At 64.4% G+C, this 18657-nt stretch carries 21 protein-coding genes; all 21 read left to right on the top strand.

Annotated elements, in window-relative coordinates:
- Position 1: 1 nt before the first annotated feature.
- The 21 genes from llg_RS14795 (at position 2) to llg_RS14695 (ending at position 18414) form a co-directional block, all read left to right on the top strand.
- On the top strand, positions 2-889 hold the full coding sequence (locus llg_RS14795; RefSeq protein ID WP_338285449.1) for a hypothetical protein: 888 nt from the start codon (positions 2-4) through the stop codon (positions 887-889).
- Between the two features lie 5 nt (positions 890-894).
- Entirely contained in the window at positions 895-2175 is a 1281-nt protein-coding gene (locus llg_RS14790; protein ID WP_338285448.1) for an ATPase, T2SS/T4P/T4SS family, read from the top strand.
- Between the two features lie 16 nt (positions 2176-2191).
- Complete coding sequence (locus llg_RS14785) at positions 2192-2611, top strand: type II secretion system protein (protein ID WP_338285447.1); 420 nt, start codon at positions 2192-2194, stop codon at positions 2609-2611.
- 63 nt (positions 2612-2674) lie between these two features.
- Positions 2675-3115, top strand: coding sequence for a prepilin-type N-terminal cleavage/methylation domain-containing protein (locus llg_RS14780; protein ID WP_338285446.1), 441 nt, complete (start codon positions 2675-2677; stop codon positions 3113-3115).
- 86 nt (positions 3116-3201) lie between these two features.
- A complete protein-coding gene (locus tag llg_RS14775; protein ID WP_338285445.1) occupies positions 3202-3642 on the top strand; it encodes a prepilin-type N-terminal cleavage/methylation domain-containing protein in 441 nt (146 codons plus the stop codon).
- 56 nt (positions 3643-3698) lie between these two features.
- On the top strand, positions 3699-4136 hold the full coding sequence (locus llg_RS14770) for a prepilin-type N-terminal cleavage/methylation domain-containing protein (RefSeq protein WP_338285444.1): 438 nt from the start codon (positions 3699-3701) through the stop codon (positions 4134-4136).
- A 140-nt stretch (positions 4137-4276) separates the two neighbouring features.
- Positions 4277-6061 carry a hypothetical protein gene (locus llg_RS14765; RefSeq protein ID WP_338285443.1) on the top strand — a complete coding sequence of 595 codons (1785 nt, stop codon included), beginning with the start codon at positions 4277-4279 and terminating at the stop codon, positions 6059-6061.
- Positions 6062-6189: 128 nt separating this feature from the next.
- Entirely contained in the window at positions 6190-6723 is a 534-nt protein-coding gene (locus llg_RS14760) for a hypothetical protein (protein ID WP_338285442.1), read from the top strand.
- Positions 6711-7454 (top strand): hypothetical protein, encoded by a 744-nt coding sequence (locus llg_RS14755; RefSeq protein ID WP_338285441.1) that lies wholly within the window; start codon positions 6711-6713, stop codon positions 7452-7454. Before llg_RS14760 ends, llg_RS14755 begins: the two co-directional genes overlap by 13 nt.
- 34 nt (positions 7455-7488) lie before the next feature.
- Entirely contained in the window at positions 7489-9360 is a 1872-nt protein-coding gene (locus llg_RS14750) for a secretin N-terminal domain-containing protein (protein WP_338285440.1), read from the top strand.
- Between the two features lie 12 nt (positions 9361-9372).
- A complete protein-coding gene (locus llg_RS14745; protein ID WP_338285439.1) occupies positions 9373-9957 on the top strand; it encodes a hypothetical protein in 585 nt (194 codons plus the stop codon).
- Positions 9954-11651 (top strand): ATPase, T2SS/T4P/T4SS family, encoded by a 1698-nt coding sequence (locus llg_RS14740; RefSeq protein ID WP_338285438.1) that lies wholly within the window; start codon positions 9954-9956, stop codon positions 11649-11651. The genes llg_RS14745 and llg_RS14740 overlap by 4 nt, the downstream gene beginning before the upstream one ends.
- The gene (locus llg_RS14735; RefSeq protein WP_338285437.1) at positions 11644-12795 is read left to right on the top strand and encodes a type II secretion system F family protein; all 1152 of its coding nucleotides are present in this window, start codon (positions 11644-11646) and stop codon (positions 12793-12795) included. Before llg_RS14740 ends, llg_RS14735 begins: the two co-directional genes overlap by 8 nt.
- A 14-nt stretch (positions 12796-12809) precedes the next feature.
- Entirely contained in the window at positions 12810-13226 is a 417-nt protein-coding gene (locus llg_RS14730; protein WP_338285436.1) for a hypothetical protein, read from the top strand.
- Positions 13227-13286: 60 nt separating this feature from the next.
- Positions 13287-13697 carry a type II secretion system protein gene (locus llg_RS14725; protein ID WP_338285435.1) on the top strand — a complete coding sequence of 137 codons (411 nt, stop codon included), beginning with the start codon at positions 13287-13289 and terminating at the stop codon, positions 13695-13697.
- Positions 13694-14230, top strand: coding sequence for a hypothetical protein (locus llg_RS14720; RefSeq protein ID WP_338285434.1), 537 nt, complete (start codon positions 13694-13696; stop codon positions 14228-14230). Before llg_RS14725 ends, llg_RS14720 begins: the two co-directional genes overlap by 4 nt.
- Positions 14227-15006, top strand: coding sequence for a hypothetical protein (locus tag llg_RS14715; protein WP_338285433.1), 780 nt, complete (start codon positions 14227-14229; stop codon positions 15004-15006). Before llg_RS14720 ends, llg_RS14715 begins: the two co-directional genes overlap by 4 nt.
- Positions 15003-15875 carry a hypothetical protein gene (locus tag llg_RS14710; RefSeq protein WP_338285432.1) on the top strand — a complete coding sequence of 291 codons (873 nt, stop codon included), beginning with the start codon at positions 15003-15005 and terminating at the stop codon, positions 15873-15875. The genes llg_RS14715 and llg_RS14710 overlap by 4 nt, the downstream gene beginning before the upstream one ends.
- Complete coding sequence (locus llg_RS14705; RefSeq protein WP_338285431.1) at positions 15872-16429, top strand: hypothetical protein; 558 nt, start codon at positions 15872-15874, stop codon at positions 16427-16429. The genes llg_RS14710 and llg_RS14705 overlap by 4 nt, the downstream gene beginning before the upstream one ends.
- Positions 16430-16510: 81 nt before the next feature.
- The gene (locus llg_RS14700; RefSeq protein ID WP_338285430.1) at positions 16511-17056 is read left to right on the top strand and encodes a sigma-70 family RNA polymerase sigma factor; all 546 of its coding nucleotides are present in this window, start codon (positions 16511-16513) and stop codon (positions 17054-17056) included.
- Positions 17053-18414 (top strand): hypothetical protein, encoded by a 1362-nt coding sequence (locus llg_RS14695; RefSeq protein ID WP_338285429.1) that lies wholly within the window; start codon positions 17053-17055, stop codon positions 18412-18414. Before llg_RS14700 ends, llg_RS14695 begins: the two co-directional genes overlap by 4 nt.
- The last annotated feature ends 243 nt before the right edge of the window (positions 18415-18657 follow it).

The following is an 18657-nucleotide window of genomic DNA, read 5'->3' as shown; positions in this document are numbered from 1 at the left end:
CATGCGACGCCCCTCGTCCAACACCCTGACTTACCTCCTGCTCGGCACGGGTGCCGCGGCATGGATCGTGACGTCGCGGCCGCTGGTCGGGGAGGACTCGCTGTGCATTCCTTCGAATCCCTTCGGCGTGAAACGCAGCCCCTACGGCGAAGTGTTCGCGATGGCGATGCAGGGACCGATCGACACCTACTGGCACGGTGGTGAGGATTGCCACGATCCGGGTTGCACCAATCCGGAGCACCACCACATCGATCCCTCGATGCCGGTGGCTGCCGCCGCCCCCTCCTCCACTCCGGACCGCCCGTGGGCCGAGCGGTTTCATGCCTGGCTCGACCGCCTGAGCAAGGTTTCCGAGCAGCGGACCAATCCGAAGCCCGCCAGCCCGGCCCAGCGCTTCGCCATCCGCCGCGAGATCGAAGACAAGCTCCGCTTCGCCTACGAGCTCGATCCCTCCCACTACGCGAACTACAACGCGTATCACCTTTTCCTGACCGAGCCTGAGCTCGGCACCCGCCCGGAGCTCACGCCGATGGCGGCCAAGCTGGCAGACAAAACGATCCAATACTGCCTGCAGGTCTCCGACGACCCGCGCCCGTCTCTCACCGCGGCCTCCGCCGGAGAGAACGAGATCCTGCTGATGTTCAATCAACCCCAGCGTTTCACCACCGCGCAGATGCGCCAGGTGCTCGGGGTGATCGACTACAGCCTCGCCCGCCACCGGCAACTTGCCGACCTGTGGACGGCCACCGGCAACTGGGAACTCGTCTCCCCTCTCCGCCGCGAGGAGATCACCGAACGATACAAGTTCGTCGTCAACATCCGCAACTCCGCGGAAGCCACCATTCTCCGTTTGGAAGGCAAGCCAGGCACCGTCCAGGTCTCCAACTGATCGCCATGTCCGTCTCCGCCACCATCCCCGCGCCCCCGCCGCTGCCCGGTTCCTCGAACCCGGCGATGTCGGTGCGTTTCCACAACGGGATGGATGGTCGCGCCCTGCTGGGAACGATTTTCCGCCTCTGCAAGGAGCTCCGCGTCTCGGACATCCAGATGCGCGCGGATCGCCCGGTGTACATCCACACCAACAAGGGCATGGAGAAACTCGATTTCCTCGGCGTGCTCTCCGCGATGAACATGGACGAGATCCTCAAGGAACTCATCCGCAACCGCGAAAGCGCCAGCCATGGTTTCGGCGAGCACGACAATGTCCACGAGCGCGTGGGCGACAAGATCGCGCTGGCCATGGAGGACTTCGCCAGGACCAAGGTGGCGGACTTCTCCTGCGACGGCATCCCGATGGGCGACAACGGCGAACGCTCCGGCCGCCTGCGTATCCAGGCCCACCTCAGCTCCTCCGGCCTCGGCGTCACCTGCCGTATCCTCAACGATTTCATCCCGGAGCTCGAAACGCTCGGCATCGACCTGGACACCACCGAGACCCTGCGCCAAGGCGTGCTCAAGCGCGCCGGCCTCTGCCTCGTGACCGGCCCCACCGGTTCCGGCAAGTCCACCACCCTCGCCGCGCTCATCGACTGGCTGCGCCGGAACCACCCGAAGCACATCGTCACCGTCGAGGACCCGATCGAGTACCAATACCCGGACGACATGCCGGACCCGCAGTACGCCGGCCACCGCATGCCCTCGCCCTCGATCGTGACCCAGCAGGAAGTCGGACGCGATGTCCACTCCTACCGCCAGGGTCTGAAGGACGTGCTGCGCAAGGCGCCCCACGTGATCCTGCTGGGGGAAATCCGCGACCGCGAGGCGATGGAGACCTGCATGGAGGCCGCCCAGACCGGTCACCTCGTGCTCTCCACCCTGCACACCACGGGCGCGGTCAAAACCCTCGGCCGTATCCTGGAAATGTATCCACGGGAAAGCCACACCGCGGTGCTGAGCCGCCTTTCCGAAATCCTGATCTTCATCCACTCCCAGGGTCTCCTCAACGGCACGCAACGCCGCGTGCTCACCTACGAGTTCCTCCAGAACAACGACGACGCGGTCGCCAGCGCGATCGCGAACTACGACGGCGGCGCACGCTCCCTGGAGGACGTCATCCGCCGCGCCGGCAACATCGAATGGGACGGCAACCTGCGCCGCCTCCTCCGCCAGGGCCTCATCACCGAGGCCACCTATGAAAGTGCCCGGATGAACCGCTCCGATTCCGAGGTGCTCTAACCGACTCCCCCTTTCCTTGAAGCACATCTCCAACAACGCGAAACGCAAGACCGGCATGACGCTCCTCGAGCTGACCGTCGTGATCCTCGTCCTGCTCTCGCTCATCGCGGTTCTCTTCATCGGCGCGCGCGCCTGGAAGAAGGGTTCCGACCGAGCCGCCTGCATCCTGAACCTCCGCAATGTCCAGCAGGCGGTGCGTTCCTACTCGAATCTCAATGGCCTGAACCCCAATACCCCGGCCCCGGGCCTCCGCAGCCAGATCATCGGCTTCGGAAAATACATGGAAAACGAACCCGTCTGCCCCGCCGGCGCCGGTCTCTACACCGCGAGCGCCCCGGACGTGATCCCGGACCTCGGCGTGCTCTACCTGACGTGCCCGAACATCACGCAGCCCAACTCCACCGACCACGTGCCACCCCAGCACGGCGACTGGTGATATCCCTCTCCTGCTGAATACCAACACAACCCCAACAACACTGATCCCCTAGATCCCCTACACATGAAATCGAATACCCTGCGTCTCAAGAACAAGAAGGGCATGACCCTCCTCGAGCTGACCGTCGTCATCCTCGTCCTCCTCTCCCTCATCTCGATCCTCTTCATCGGCGCCCGCGCCTGGAAGCGTGGTTCGGACCGCGCCGCCTCGATCCTGCAGATCCGCAACGTCCAGCAGGCCGTGCGCTCCTACTCCAACATGAACGCCAAGAACGCGGGTGACACCGTCGCCACGCTCCAGACCGAAGTCTTCGGCTCCGGCAAGTTCATCGAAATCGATCCGACCGCTGTCGGTGCCAAGCCCCACCCTGCCGGCACCACCTACAGCTACACGATCGCCGCTCCGACGGTGATCCCGAACATCGGCGTGCTCTACATGAAGACCACCGGTGGCACCGACTTCGCCGACTTCAACCCGAAGGACGCCGACATCAAGGACTGGTAATACCCCCTCTCAGGCGGAGGGAGTCCGCTCCCTCCGCCACCCCCTGAGCCATACAAAATAAAAAACACCCCACTACCCCACCCAACATGAAATCCCACACCCTCCGCCTCACGAACAAGAAGGGCATGACGCTGCTCGAGCTGACCGTCGTCATCCTCGTCCTTCTTTCCCTCATCTCGATCCTCTTCATCGGCGCCCGTGCCTGGAAGCGCGGCTCGGACCGTGCCGCCTCGATCCTGCAGATCCGCAACGTCCAGCAGGCCGTGCGCTCCTACTCCAACATGAACGCCAAGAACGCGGGTGACACCGTCGCCACGCTCCAGACCGAAGTCTTCGGCTCCGGCAAGTTCATCGAAGTGGATCCCACCGGCGTCGGCGCCAAGCCGCACCCGGCCGGCACCACCTACAGCTACACGATCGCCGCTCCGACGGTGATCCCGAACATCGGCGTGCTCTACATGAAGACCACCGGCGGCACCGACTTCGCCGACTTCAACCCGAAGGATGCCGACATCAAGGACTGGTAATCCCAACACTCTCCCCCAATTCGTAAGTAAACCAACAACTGCAATACCTGACCCACATGAAAACCAAGGCAATCGCCAAGACCAAGAAGGGCATGACGCTGCTCGAGCTGACCGTCGTCATCCTCGTCCTTCTTTCCCTCATCTCGATCCTCTTCATCGGCGCTCGCGCCTGGAAGCGGGGTTCGGACCGTGCCGCCTCCATCCTGCAGATCCGCAACGTTCAGCAGGCCGTGCGCTCCTACTCCAACATGAACGGCAAGAACGCCGGTGACACCGTCGCCACGCTCCAGGCCGACGTGTTCGGTTCCGGCAAGTTCATCGAAGTCGATCCGACCGGCGTGGGCGCCAAGCCACACCCGGCCGGCACCACCTACAGCTTCTCGATCTCCGCTCCGACGGTGATCCCGAACATCGGCACCCTCTACATGGTGACCACCGGTGGTTCCGACGCCGCCGACTTCAACCCGAAGGCTGAAGACATCAAGGATTGGTGATCCTTGAAGCCGTTCCGGAATCCCGGAACGTCTATCCCTTAACCTCGGGCCCGCCCGTTCGCGGGCGGGCCGATTTTCTTCCCCCGCATCTCCCCCGCTGTCCCCCCGGTTTGCTGTGAAATCCCTGACACCCCGGTCCCTTGGCCACTTTCCAACATCCGAGCGCCCTCAATCCGCTCCAGCGCTATTCGCAGGCCTGCTCCGTCCTTCGTTCCACGAGCCGCGCCCGTAACGAGGCCTGGTATCAGGACGCCCTCGATCTCGATTTCCAACTCCACCTCCGGGCCGAAGGCTCCGGGGTGCTTTCCCGCGCCTACAACCGGAAGACCGGCGAATGGCTGCCCGGCCCGGACCTCGATGATGAAACGCTGAGGAACCCGGAAAAGGCCGCGGTCTTCGCGTCCGAAGTGATCGCGTTCACCCGCAAGGCGGGTGCGTCATCCGTGGGCGTGGTCCTTCACGTGGCCGACGAGTTCGCCACCACCGAACTCAAACCGACTTTCGACAATCCCGGCGCGCTGAACGACCTGCGCGCCGCCGCGGAAAACGATCCGGCGTCGATCCTCGACGACACCTCGATTCCTTCAGACCAGAACTCCTGGCGGGTGCTCCCCTACCCCGCCGCTGGCAGCGAGACCATCGCCACGGTGATTTCGCTGACGCGGCTGTACGGCCCGTTCCTCGACCAACTCCGGATGGCCGGAGAAGTCGCGAACTTTCCGGTGGTGACCCGTGCCGTGAGCGCGCCTTTGGTCGCCCTGCTGGCGATCCCGCGGGTGATCCGCCCCTCCGAAGGCCGCCCCTACATGGCGGTGCTGCACTATTCGAATTTCACCGTCCTGGCGTTCTTCAACGAACACTCGGACCTGCAACTGCTGCGCACGCTCCAGCACCGCGGCCAGCGCCGCCCCTCGAACCTCCGCCACGCCGCCTCCACGACCACCGCGGCATTGGAGTTGATCGATCCCGAGGTCTACGTGCTGAACCTGAGTCCGCAGGCCGAGCCCGGCCTCACCGCGGACCTGCGTGTGGTGTTTCCATCCAGCCTCGTTGAAGAGGTCGATTGGGCCGTCACCCCTCTCACCCACGCCGCGCTCCCGGTCCACACGCCGGAACTGCTGGTCTCCCTCGCGCCGCCGCTCAATCCGGAGGAAGCGCCGCTCAGCCACACCTTCACGGTTTTCCAGAACGAGCAGTGGGTCTTCCAGAATTTCCTGCCCACCCCGCGCGATATCGCGGAGATCTACCCGAGCCGGAGTGAAATGCGCTTGCTTCGGGCCATCCGCATGATCCGCCTCGGCATCGCCGCCTGCGCGGTGCTGGCCCTCACCTGGGCACTGCTGGAAGCCTTCACCGTGATCCGCCGTCCCGAATGGGGCTTTGATCCGAAGTCCGCCCAGGCCGTGCAACAGCGCCTGGCTGGCCTCAATGCCGAACGCCAGCGTGTGAATCACTGGGACAACCTGCTGGACGACCGCTCGAAGGCGTGGACCTCGATGGAGCTGCTGTGCCGCCTCTTCCCCGAGCGCGGTGGCTTCCTCATCAAGGGGTTCAGCCACAACGTCAAAACAGAGCTGGCTCCGGGACAACCGAAGGCCGGTTTCGTGAAGGAATGGAAAATCACCGGCTTCGCACGCGACGAGGCGCTTGATCGCCTGAACCTGATCAACAGCCGCGAAGGCATTTCCGCAATCTTCTCCGAACTGGCGCGGATCACGCAGAACCCTGCGTTCCGCACCGATATCGGAAACCGGAGCATCGTGCCGAACGTCCGCACCCAGGAAAACTCCGCCTTCAAGCCACGGCCGGCGGATGAAATCCAGGACGACGATCCGAACACCTACCCGCTCACCTTCGACCTGACCATCACCCAGCGGTTCGAATCCGCGGACCCGATGGCCATCAGCGTTGCCAAGGTTCCGTAAATTCCCGCGCCCGCTTCGCCCGAACTGGACAACCTGCGCCCATTTGTGGTTTATTTCGATTTGTTAATCGTCATACGGCCCGAATCAATCAGTTACGCATCCGTTTCCGGCCTCCGACCCCACCTTCCATGTTTTACCGCCAATCCATCGCCCTCTTCGGAATCGTCCTGCCCCTGCTGGTGGCGGTGATCGTCGTGGGGGCTGCCTTCTACGTCGCGAACGGTATGAAAACCGACTTCGAGGACAAGCAGAAGAAGTTCACCAACTACGAACAGAGCCGCATCGGCGCGCTGGGCGTGGAGGCGGAAGTGAGCCGCAAGCGCCAGCACGTGGACCTGTGGAAGGCCAAGCTGGCGGAAGAAACCAAGAGCGCGCTCTCCGCGAACCTCCGCAAGATCCAGGAAACCCTGCCAGGCAAGGAATTCCAGCCGACCGCCTTCGACGCGGTGAGCAGCTCCGGCGGCTTCGGCGCGGTGTCCGCCCAGAAGTCCTCCCAGATCCGGCTCGGCCTGCGCGGCACCTTCCGCACCGTGCAACGCGCTTTCCTGGAACTGGAAACCCGCATGCCCCAGCTCCAGCTCACCGAGCTGAAGATGGACCCGAGCATGAGCCAGACCTCCCTTCTCAACTTCGACGTCACCTACACGGCATGGGAAAACTGATCCATCTCCTGGGTGCCGCCGCCCTGCTGCCCATGTCGCTGGCGGCCCAGACCATCGTGCCCGCGGAACCCGCCCCGGCTCCACCCGCCAAGGGGGACACCCACGGGGGCGCGAAGACCGCCGTGGTCCCGCCGATGGAGAAGTCTCCGACGGAGACCGTCGGCCCCGTCAGTGACTTGCCCTCACGATACGCCGGTTCGGACGTCGGCGGCTATGTGGAGGCGCTCGCCACCGTTTTCGCGATCCGCACCCGGACCACCGATCCCTTCGCCCAGGCCCAGGACACCGCGGCCAAGCCGATCAAGCCGAAGGTCCAACACGTCGCGGCCCCGCGGCCCGCCGCCATTCCGGTGACCCCGTATTCCGAAATCGTCGCCCAAATCCCGGTGACGACCGTCATCCCGGGCGAAGGCCGCTTTCTGGTGGGCACCCGCACCTTCAAAAAAGGCGACCGATTCCCGCTCTCCTATCGCGGTCGCAACTATCCGAGCGAAGTGGTCGACGTTTCCGCCGAGCGCATCACGCTCCGCAACGTCGAGAACTCCGAAACCGGTGCCATCAAGCTCGACATGCTCCCCGCGGGCATGAGCAAGGGCGGCAGCGTGAACCGGATCGCTCCCGGCATGCAGCCGAACCGTCCCGATTCTCCCCTTGAAGTTGGTGGCTCCGATTTCCCATCCCCCGTGGGCGGACCCGATACGCCATTCCAAACCGGTGGCACCACCCGTTGATTGATTCCCCGCTGTTCCCATTCCCTTGCCAGCCATGAAACCGAACCGCTTTTCCCTCGTCGCGCTCGCCGCCGCCATGTGCACGGCCGGGCTGCACGCCCAGACCGGTGGCGACCCGCTCATTGAGCAGGTGCCTCCCGTGGACAACGGAGTGCCGCCGAATTTCTCCGCGCCGCCGACCGCCCGCACCATCCCGGGCGAGGGACCACCCTCCGCCGTGCCAGGTACCGCACCGGACATCGCGCCGACCGCTCCCGCCGATCCGAATGCCCCGGCCGCCCCCGCCGCCGGCAACAACAGCTTCGGTCCGCTGGAACAGCAGAAGAAGGACATGGAGCAGGCCGAGGAGGGCTACCTGATCAAGGAAGCGAACCTCAACGACATCTTCCAGTTCCTCGCCAAAAAGGCCGGACGCCAGTATTTCCACAACGCCAAGATCGCCTCGCCCGAATACCGCGTGACGGGCCATCTCAATGACGGCAACCCGCTCCAGCAGATGGAGGAGCTGTCGTTCATGTACGGCCTCACCCTCTACACGAAGGGCAACACCGTCTATGCGCTGACCCAGGCCCAGCTCGCCCAACTTCCGAGCGCCGAGTTCGAGTATCAGCTCCGCTATCTCCGCCCGACCGATCTCGACCAGATCAAGGCGCTGATCAAACCGATGCTCAGTCCGTCCGGCGTCGTCGAGTTCGAGCCGAAGACCAACACCGTGGTCATCATCGACAACGCGCAGAAGATCGAGGCTGCCCGCGGCCTGCTTCACAAGATCGACCAGCCGCGCGGCCAGATCGTGGTGGAAACCAAGATCCTCCGGGTCAACAGCACCGCCGCCAAGCGTGAAGGCGTGGATTGGAATGGTTCACTCGGCTCCGCCGGTACCAAGCTGGAATTCGCCAAGAGCCTGAACGCGATCTTCGGCATCCCTGCCGATTTCGGCGATGGCGACGTCACATCCCACACCGGAGTGGCCGAAACCATCGGCAACACTTCTCTGGTTCTCAGCCCGGTGCAGCTCAGCGGCGTGCTCCGCGCGCTCGCGGAGGGCGGCCTGGCTTCCCAGGTTTCCAACCCGACCCTCATCACCGAGGACAACGAGCAGGCCACGATTTCCATCATCGACCGCGTGCCGATCGTGACGGCGACCCAGAGCGTCGGCGCCGGGTCCGGCGGCACCACCGCCACGGAAGAAGTCCGCTACAAGATCGACCAGGGTGACTCCACCATCGACAAGGACCCCGAGCACCACCGCGAAATCGGTATCTCGATCGTGGTCACCCCCACCCTGCTTCCGGATGGCACGGTCCGCATGAAACTGCGCCCGCGTTCCGCCCAGATCACCGAGCAGATCAAGAGCGCCCTTTCCGGAAACGTCTATCCGCGTGTGACCGAGTCCATGGTCGAATCGCTGGCCCGCGTGCCCGATGGCAACTCGCTCGTCGTCGGCGGCTTCTACGGCGAAAGCAAGTCGGACAAGAAGAACAAGGTGCCGCTTCTCGGCGACGTGCCGGTGATCAACTTCTTCTTCAAGAGCAAGGAGCAGTCCAAGGAACAGACCAGCCTGGTCTTCATCGTCACCCCGACCTCCTACAACCCGCGCGCCCGCTCCGCGACCAACAGCACTAACGCGGCCCTCAAGCGCAAGCTGGCCCTCACCCCGGATCACGATTGGGTCGATGAGCTCAACCCGGGTCCGGCCCACGAGCCGAACCTGTGCCGCGGCATCCGCGGGCTGGAGCCCTACCAGGCCCCACTCTATCCCCGCGAAATCGAGGAGCAGAGCGTCCTCTGCCCGCCTGCCCAGGCTCCCGCACCGGCTCCCCGTGTGACGGAGTCCAAAGGCGGCACGACCAGCACTTCCAACACCAGCGACTCCGCCACCCGTTTCAGCCGCGCACGTCGCTGAACCACCGTGACCATGCAGCCCGCTTCCACGCCGTTCCACCCCATCCGCGAGGGTGAGGAACGCAAGCCACGCACTCACCACGACCTGCTGGTGGAGTGCGCCAGGCGCACCGCCGAGGCGCTCCGCTCGACCGGAGCCGCCACCGACGCCCAGATCTCGGCGGCCTTCACCCAGGCCAACAACGCGCTTTCCGAAGACCGCCCGGTGGAACTCCTGGAATGCGTCGCCCGCGCGCAGGGGTATGACGAGGAATTCCTCGGCCCGGTGATCGGATCGCTCTCCGAGGCGGTGGCCTCCACGCTGAGCCCCGCGCCGCCGCTGATCCCCTTCGCCGGAAAGCTGATCGCGCCGTCCGCGTTTTACGAGTCCTTCGAAAGCCTGCACAAGCTCGCCCGCGTGTTGCTGTCCCCCGTGATCTTCGCGGAGGACACCGATGCCGTCGGCGTGGCTTCGATCAACCCGATCGCGGCCCTGCTGATGTCCGAGGAGGTGCTCACCGCGGTGGACCGCCGTTTCGACATCAAGCCCTTCCTGACCGTGGCCCGCATGGACTACGAGAGCTGGACCTTCCTTACCCGCAAGCACTTCGGCTTATGATCGAGTTCGACGGCATCTCCTTCAACGAATCGATCAGCCGGCGGATCATGGCCGCACTGGGGATCCACGATCCTTCCTACGCGGATCTGGCGCATGACCAGGTCCCGAACCGCGTCACCCGCTACAGTTTCATGGCGGCGATCGCGCGGATCAACGGCTTGCCGTTTTTCCCGAAGGTGGCGGAGTTCTGCGACGCCGCGCTCCACACCTACTGCGATCCCACGGTGATGACCCGCGGCTTCTTCACGCCGCTTTGCCTTTCCCCCGGGAACCGCCTGATCGTGGCGGTGGCGAACCCCTGGAGCCCGCTGGCGGAGGAATACCTCGCGCCGCGTTTCCCGGACCTTGAGATCGTCAAGATCGTCACGCTGGCCTCCGAGATCAGCCGCGCCATCGAATCGGTGGGGACCAACAACGGTCCGAGCCGCTCCGAGCTGGAGGCGATCGACGTGGAGGACATGGATGACGGCATCCGGGACTTCGACGTCACGACCGACTACTCCGAGCCGATGGCCCAGCTCGTGGCCACCATCATGGCGGACGCGGTGAAGATCCGCGCGTCCGACATCCACTTCAAGGTGGAGAAGGAAGTCTTCTACTACACCTTCCGTGTGGACGGCGACCTCGGCGACAAGGTCGAAATCCCGATGAAGCTGAAGGACCGCCTGGATGCCTTCCTGCTGAACCTGATGAAGCTGCCGACGGAAATCCGGAACACCACGCCGGGCATCTCGGGACGCTTCACCATCTCCTATTTCCACCGCCCGATCGACATCCGCTACGAGCGCCACCGCACCTACCGCGGCTACCACGTGACGATGCGTTTGCTCGACAAGAGCCACATCAACGTGACGCTGGGCAAGGGCACGCTGGCCTTCGACGAGGAGACCCTCTTCGAACTCGCCCGCGTGATGAAGATCCCGGCGGGCATCATCGTCATGTCCGGCCCCACCGGTTCGGGCAAGTCCACCACGCTCAACGCCATCCTCCGCGAGCTCAACCGCCCGGAGGTGAACATCCTCACGCTGGAAAACCCGGTGGAGGACGAGGTGGCCGGCATCACCCACTGCGACTTGAAGAGCCCGAAGGAATTCAAGCCGATGATCAGTTCCTTCATGCGAAGCGACCCGGACATCATCCTCATGGGTGAGGTCCGTGACACGGAGTCCGCCGAGCTCGCCATCGAGGCCGCGGTGACGGGGCACAAGGTGCTCACCACCATCCACACCCCGCGCGCGTCCCAGATCATCGAGCGATTCGAGCAGCTCGGCCTGGAGCGCTGGAAGATCGCGCAGACCCTGAAGGCCGCCTGTGCCCAGCGTCTCGTGAAGCTGCTCTGCCCCTACTGCAAGGAACCACAGACGGGTGTCAGCGAATTGGACCGCCGCACCTTCAGCCTGGATGATTCGTGGGCGGATGTTCCCGTTTTCGCCGCAAAGCCCGGTGGATGCTCCGAATGCCGGAACTCGGGCTACAGCGGCCGCACGGCGATCCTTGAGATCATCCCGATCACCCCGAAGATCTCCGACCAGCTCTCGAAGGGCGAAATCTCCCCCTACGAGCTGGAAATCAAGATCCAGCAGGAGGGCAAGCTGCCGAACCTGCGCCGCAGCGGCCTGCGCCTGCTGCGGGAGGGAAAAACCGACCTCAACGCCGTGGCGAAGGTCATCGACATGACTTACACCGATGAGTAATCCCGCGCCATCCGCCACCATCGGCAAGCCCGGCGCCGCCGGAAAGGCTGCTCCCCTGCCGCCGAAGGCTCTCTCTTTCCTGAGCGCCCCGGCGAAGCCGAAGGAGTTCACCAAGAAGGAGCTCATCCACATGTTCCGCGGCTTGGGCTCGATGCTCCGTGCCCAGATCAACACGGCGGACGCCTTGAAATACTACGGCCAAGGCCTGCCGAACAAGGGCATGGCGGACGCGCTCTTCAAGATCCGCGAGGAAATCGGGGCTGGCGTGAGCGTCCACGAGGCTTTCCGCCGCAGCGGCCGTTTCAGCGAGATGATCGTGGGTCTGATCCAGGCCGGTGCGGATGCCGGCCAGCTCCACCAGGCCTTCGGCGCACTCGCCACCCGTCTGTCCAGCGAGGCCCATTTCAACAAGGCCATCAAGAAGGCCACCGTGATGCCCTCCGTGATCATCGCGGTGCTCACCACCGCTTTCATCGTCTCCCAGTGCAAGATCGTCCCGCAGGTGGAAACCATGCTCAAGGGCGTGAACCAGAAGCCGGACGGTCTCACCGCCATCGCCTTCAACGTCAGCCACACCACCCAGGCCGTGTGGCCCTTCGTGATCCTCGGCATCATCGGCACGGCCATCACCATCTGGCAATCGGACAAGGTCCGTAACTTCATCCTCGGCTTCGCCATGTCGAAGTGGCGGCTGCTGCGCCAGATGATCATGAGCCTGCGCCAGATGACGTTCCTCTCGACGATCAAGCTGCTGCACTCGAACGGCATCAACCTCGCCAAGTCGATCCGCGTTTCCGCAAACAGCGTGAAGGGCACCCCCTTCTACCGCGAGCTGCTGGAAGCGGCGGACAAGTATGAGGGCTCCGGCGTGCCGCTTTCCACCGCGTTCTCGAAATACACCTCGGTGGATTCCCAGGTGGTGCACATGCTCTCCATCGGTGAAAAGTCCGCTTCGCTCGACGGCCAGCTCCAGATGCTCTGCGAGATGTACGAGGAGGACGCCACGAACTGCATGGCGACCTTCACCGCCTCCATCAGCTTCATCGTGCTGCTCATCGCCGTCGGCCTGATCGCCGCGGTGTTCATCGGCACCTTCCTTCCGATCTTCCTGATGGGTCCGAAGATGATGCAGAGCGGAATCTGATCCCCTTCCCGGCCATGCAGCTCACCCGCTTCGACCGCTGGCTTCGCGAAAGCTTCGTCCACGAGACGCACGTCTACACGATGCGTCCCGTGGAGGACCTGCCGAGTGGACTGCGTCACGAGGAACTCCCGGACCAACCCGGGCGGAAATTCAAACACCGCTACCGGGCGAAGAAATCCAGGAACGCGGACAAATTGATCCGCGTCCTCAAGCAGAACGGCCAGATGTTCACCACCCGCGTGGTGGACCGGGAATCCTGGTATGTCCCCTACATCGCGCCAAAGGACAACCGCTCCGTGACCTGGCTGGTCATCACCCGTATCTGCATGGCGGCCGGGCTGTTTTTCCTCGTCGGCATCCTGATCCGGCTGTGGGAGGACCCCGACATGCGGGCGAACATCCTCGACTCGTTCAAGATCCTTAAGGGATAGGTACGATCCTGATTTCCTTCTTTTCAGGCCTACGGAAACACCATATTGTATTTTGCAGCGATGAGATCCCGCCGCCCAGTCCGTTTCGCCACCTCCGGCTTCACGCTGCTGGAGTTGACCATGGTGCTTTGCATCCTGATGGCGCTGACCTTCACCGGCCTGTTCTTCAACAACAAGATCAAGGACTGGCAGCTCGGCCGTACGGCTTCCGAAACGCTCCGCACGGTGTATTCCGCCCAGCGCATGTATCTGGCGGACAATCCCACCGCCACGCTCGCCTCGCTGACCAACGCGAAGCTGATCCCCTATCTGCCGAACGCAGCCACAACGATGCCGACGGTCACCTCGTTGACCGGTGCGAACCTGACCATCGCGGTGACGGTTTCGCCTCCGAAGATCAACAACGGTTCGGGCGGCTACTACGATCCTTCCGCAAGCACCACCGACCTGCTCTGGGACACCGGCCCATGATGAAGCGCGCCTTCCCATCCCTGCTGGCTGCTTGCCTCTGGTGGATCTCGGGCGGCACCAGCATCGCGGAAGAATTCCGGCATGTGGGCGACTATCTGGTGAAATCCCGGCTGAAACTCACCGGCGAAAAGGCCACGCCCATCGCGATCAAGCCGATGCTGCTGCACGTTTACACGGATGGCATCGATATCCGCGTCACCGCGGAGGGCGACGAAGACGCACGCTCCACCTTTTCCATCTATCGCTCGGATGGCATCGGCCGCCAACGCACGCCCGGCGGCGCGCTGGAGGTCATCCCGGGCCTCCAGGCCACCAGCAACAGCGGTGGACTGCTTCGCCACTTGCGGCTTTCCCGCGAGTCGCTCACCATCACTTCGTTTCCCGGAGTGTCCGACCAAACCATCGTCACCACGGCGATCGGCGTCGAACCCACCCCGGAAAACACCTCCCCCCCGAAGCAAGCCAACGTCCCCAAATCCGAGGGTGCCGCGCCTGACGCGAAATCCCCTCGCCCTGAATCCGCGACTCGATGAAACCACTTCCAGCAGAAGGCAGCATGCTCGACCGGCACCCCGCCGGTCCCTCCGTCCTTCCCACGGCCCTGCCCCAGACCGGTGGCCCCCGTTCGAACTCGAACCGGAAGAACAGCGCATCGCCCGCACGCGGGGTGTATCCTTGGATGCTGCTGGCCAGCACCGCGGTGGCGGGTGCCTTTTGCTACCTCTACCTCACCAAGCCGGTGATCATCGCCCCGCCCGCGGGCAGCCCTGCAGCCTCCGGCCCCAGCCCGGCGGTGGTGAAGGCCCCGCTGATTCCCGCCGGCACCTCGCCTTCGATCGCCTCCATCGGCCCGGCCAGCGACCGCCTGCCGGGCGATCCCGCCGTGGTGCAGTCCCGCGGTTCCGCGAAACCGCCGGTGTCCACCAGCGGCACCTATGAGGAGAGCAACTACAGCGTCCAGCACGTGGTGACCGCCGAGGCCCCGAACGGCGTGATCAAGCGCCTCGATTTCAAGGTGCCCGTCCTCTACCGCAGCCGCAACCTGCGCTGGACCAAGACCGAAGTCGCCACCGCGCGCGACCTGCTCAACCGCCTCGCCGACTACCAGGAAAAGACCCGCGCCCTGCGTGCCGAGGCTGTGGCCTTGGAAGATGCGTGGAACCAGCTCTTGGAGCGCTCTACTCCCGTGCTCGGCCTCCAGGCGGACAGCCCGTCCCTGCTCGGTAACCAGGACCGCCCCGGTAGCAACGCCCCCATCGGCACAGGTGGCACGTCCGAGACGATCAACCTCCAACCTTCCGGAAAATGAAGCCGCGCCTGATCCTCTGCACCCTGCTTTTCGGCGCTCCGACGTGCTTCGCCCAGGATCTCAAGCCGAAACCGGCCGACCGCGAGCGCGACCGGGCCATCGATGCCTTCCAGCGGCTCGACTCCGGCAACCGCCCGAAGACCAACGAGGTCACCGTGGTGCTGGACGATGCGGAAACCCCACCGATCCCGCCCGTGGTCAAGCCCCAGGGCGAACCTCTGGACGACGAGGCAATGTCCAAGCCCGTCGAAACAAAGGCTCCCAAGCCCTCCGAGCCGAAGGTCGACAAACCGGTCGAAGACGCCAACGGCACGCCCGTGCTGGTGACCGGCAAGCCGCCGGAAGACGCCAAGCTGCTGGTGGACGAGCTGCCCCCGGCCCCCGAAAAGCCGGAGAAAGGCGTCACCGTCCGCGTCGTCGACGTGCAGGGCGGCAAGGGTCCGATCGACCCGAACCAGATCAAGCTGAAGTTCCCCTTCCCCGCCAAACCGCTGGCAGCGCCGCCGACCGGCTGGGTGTTCGATGCCTCGGGCAACGCCCCCGCCTTCAACAAAGAGGTCGAACTCGCGCCCGGCACCAAGATCGCACTCAACATCCGCCCGCACGTCCTCGTGCCGCTGGCGGACGGCAAGGAAGTCTTCAGCGTGAACGAGCCGGGCTTCGATCCCGCGCTGGGATACAGCCAGCCCGGCGCGGTCGGCGGCATCCTCGCCAAATCCGTCGCCCAGCTCGACGACGATTCGAAGCATCTCGGTGACGCCATCGACCGTCTCCAGCAACTGCTCGCCTCCCTTCCCGCGCCCGAGCCGGAGCCCGTGCCCCCGGTTGCGACGCCCGTCAAAGAGCCCACCTCTCCCAAGAAGCGATGAAATCCTCCCTTGTCCCCGGATTCTGCGGTCTCGCTCTCGCCTCCATGGTCGCCATCGGTGGCCAGCATTGGTGGACCGTGCACCAGCAGGTTACCGCCTGGCAGGCGGAACACGCACCGGAAGTGGTCGTCACCCCGCCGGTTTCCAAGCCTGCGCCCGCGCCAGCGCCCGAGGTGCCGAAAGCGAAACCCACGGCCCCGGCCCAGGAACTCGCCGCCCGTCCCGCTCCGGCCGCTCCGGCTCAGGGGCCCGTCAACACCACCTCCGCTCCCGCAAAGGAATTCTTCCAAGGCATGCTCGAGGAGCTCAAATCCCTCAAGCAGGAGAACCGCGACCTCCGCGACCAGGTGGCGGAAACCAACCGCGACCTGATGGAGATGCAGTTCCGGCTCGACACCCATTCCCAGTCCTTCCGCCCGCTGAAGCTCAAGAACGACGAGCCCTCCGCCACCCGTGACGCGGGGCCGTCCGTGCTCGATCCGCTGCCGCGCCAGGACAACGGAGTCCTGCCACCCCGCGCGGTGGTCCCGGCGGATGAACTGCCCGTGCAGTGACACGCCCCACCACGCGCCGGTTTTTTCCGCGCGAAATCCCATGGCGCATTTTCCGGGAGGCTGCTAAAGCGGTCTGCCGCTATGCAGACCGACCTCGCAGCACCCGAAGAGGACAGCCTGGACGAATTCGTCCGTGAGCTGACCCATTGCCAGGTCGACCTGTTCTATTTGATCCGGACCCTTTCGGGGGATTTCGATGCCGCTTCCGATATCCGGCAGGCGGTGAACATCGTGCTTTGGAAAAAACGCAGCGAGTTCACCCTGGGTTCAAGTTTCAGAAACTGGGCTTTCCAAGTCGCCCGGTTCGAAGTGAAGCATTACCTCCGCACCCGCAGCCGGTCCCGTGTCGTCGCATTCGATGAGGCCCTCCTTGACCTCTTCGCCACGGAGTTTCCCGCCGTCGTCGACGAACTCCCCGAGCGCCGTCGGGCGCTGACGGACTGCCTGTCGCAGGTGACCGAAAAAGACTCCGAACTCATCCGCCATCGCTATTGGTCGAGCCAGTCTTTGGAGGATCTCGCCCGCAGCACCAACCGCAGCGTCGGCACCCTGAAGGCCCGCCTTCACCAGCTCCGGGCATCGCTGAAGCGGTGCATCGAAAGCAAACTCCAACCGGAACTGCCATGAATCCATCGCGAGAAACCGAAAAATGGATTCACGAGCTCCTCGATGGCTCCATCACCGCCGAGATCCAGGCCAAGCTCCAGGAAGTCCTGCTTGAGGATCCGAAAGCCCGGCGGCTCTACTACGACCTGCTGTGCACCGACCAGATGCTGGTGGACCTGCACGGCACACCCGGGCGAGCGGCTGCGCCTGAAGAAGCCTCCGCGGACAAGACCGTCCCCTTCACTCCCGCCGCGCCACCACGCCGCCACCGGATCTGGCAGGCGGCCGCCGCGGCCCTCGTGCTCTGCGCGGCGGGGCTTGTCTGGAAGATCTCGCGGCCCTATCCCGTCGCCCTATCTTCATCACCGGGCAGCCATTTCACCATCGATGGCTCGGACTCCACCGCCGTGCGGCTGAAGCCGGGCCAGCGCCTCGACGTCACCGACGGCCAGGTCACCGTCCGTTTCAGCTCCTCGAGCGAGGCCAGTCTCACGGCCCCTGCCGGAATGACCCTGGCTGATGCCGACGGCACCGTGATCGTCCGCCATGGCCAGGCCGGGTTCATCACCACCTCCGACAATTCCGGCCTGAGGGTCATGGCCGCCGGAGCGATCATCCAGCCCGCTGTGAGCCATTTCACGGTTCAGTTCAGTGGACCACACACCTGCCTGATTTCGGTGGCAAGCGGCCAGGTCCAAGTGGACCGCCAGGACGGCAAGGGGATGACGATCCTGCAGGCAAACGAGACCCTCGATAGCCGGGATTCCACCACCCCGGCCGCGACCGGCACGCTTGTCTTCGAGGACGACTTCAGCGATCCCGCTGGCACCCCCTTGGACGGAAAACCCGCCGACACGGGAGGCCCGTGGAAGGTCATCGGGGAGCTTCTCCCCACCAAGGTCGGCAATGGCAGGCTCGATACCTCCGAAGGCTTCAAGAACATCCGGGCCGACTTCGCTCCGGCTGCCACCAGGAACACGCGGCATGTCACCGAATTGACCGCGCTCACGGTGCCTCCGGCAAGAATGTGGGACAAGCGCGAGCGGCTGGGCGGCATCGAAGGCATCACTCTCAAGGCAACCGACGGCACCTCCCTCTGCACGGCATTCGCCACCGCGGGAGACGGACACCGCTGGAAGCTCCGCAACGATATCACCGGCCAGGAATCCGCCGCCACCGGGATCACCGTGTTCGAGGAAAGGAGCATCGTGCTGCGTTGTGATCCCATCGCGGGGCGCATCTCCTTCCACGCCGATGGTCACCAGCTCACTGAGCTTCCCTTCCAGTCCGACAAAACCCCGGCCTCCCTGGCGATTGATAATCTGGATGGCGGTGATATTGCGGTGAAACGCATTTCCGTCCGGATCGTCAATCCGTGAGCGACCGCCGCACGCGCGGATGTCCAGGCCCCGCCGCGGGCCACCGAATCACAGGGGCCGTCAAATCCGACGGCCCCTTTTTCTTTCCAGGCTGCACGGCCCCCGGTGGGTGCCACCGTGCCGGTCTGTGACAACACGCGCCGGGCGAAAAAAATTTCGCTCCCGACTAAACCTGGGGAGTCGGCCGGCAGTTCGCATGGGTCGGCCCCGCATTCATACGGCCGATCGTTCATTGCTGAACCA

It is taken from the genome of Luteolibacter sp. LG18, from assembly GCF_036322585.1.
Lineage (GTDB): Bacteria > Verrucomicrobiota > Verrucomicrobiia > Verrucomicrobiales > Akkermansiaceae > Luteolibacter.
This window is presented reverse-complemented; position numbering and strand designations above follow the sequence as displayed.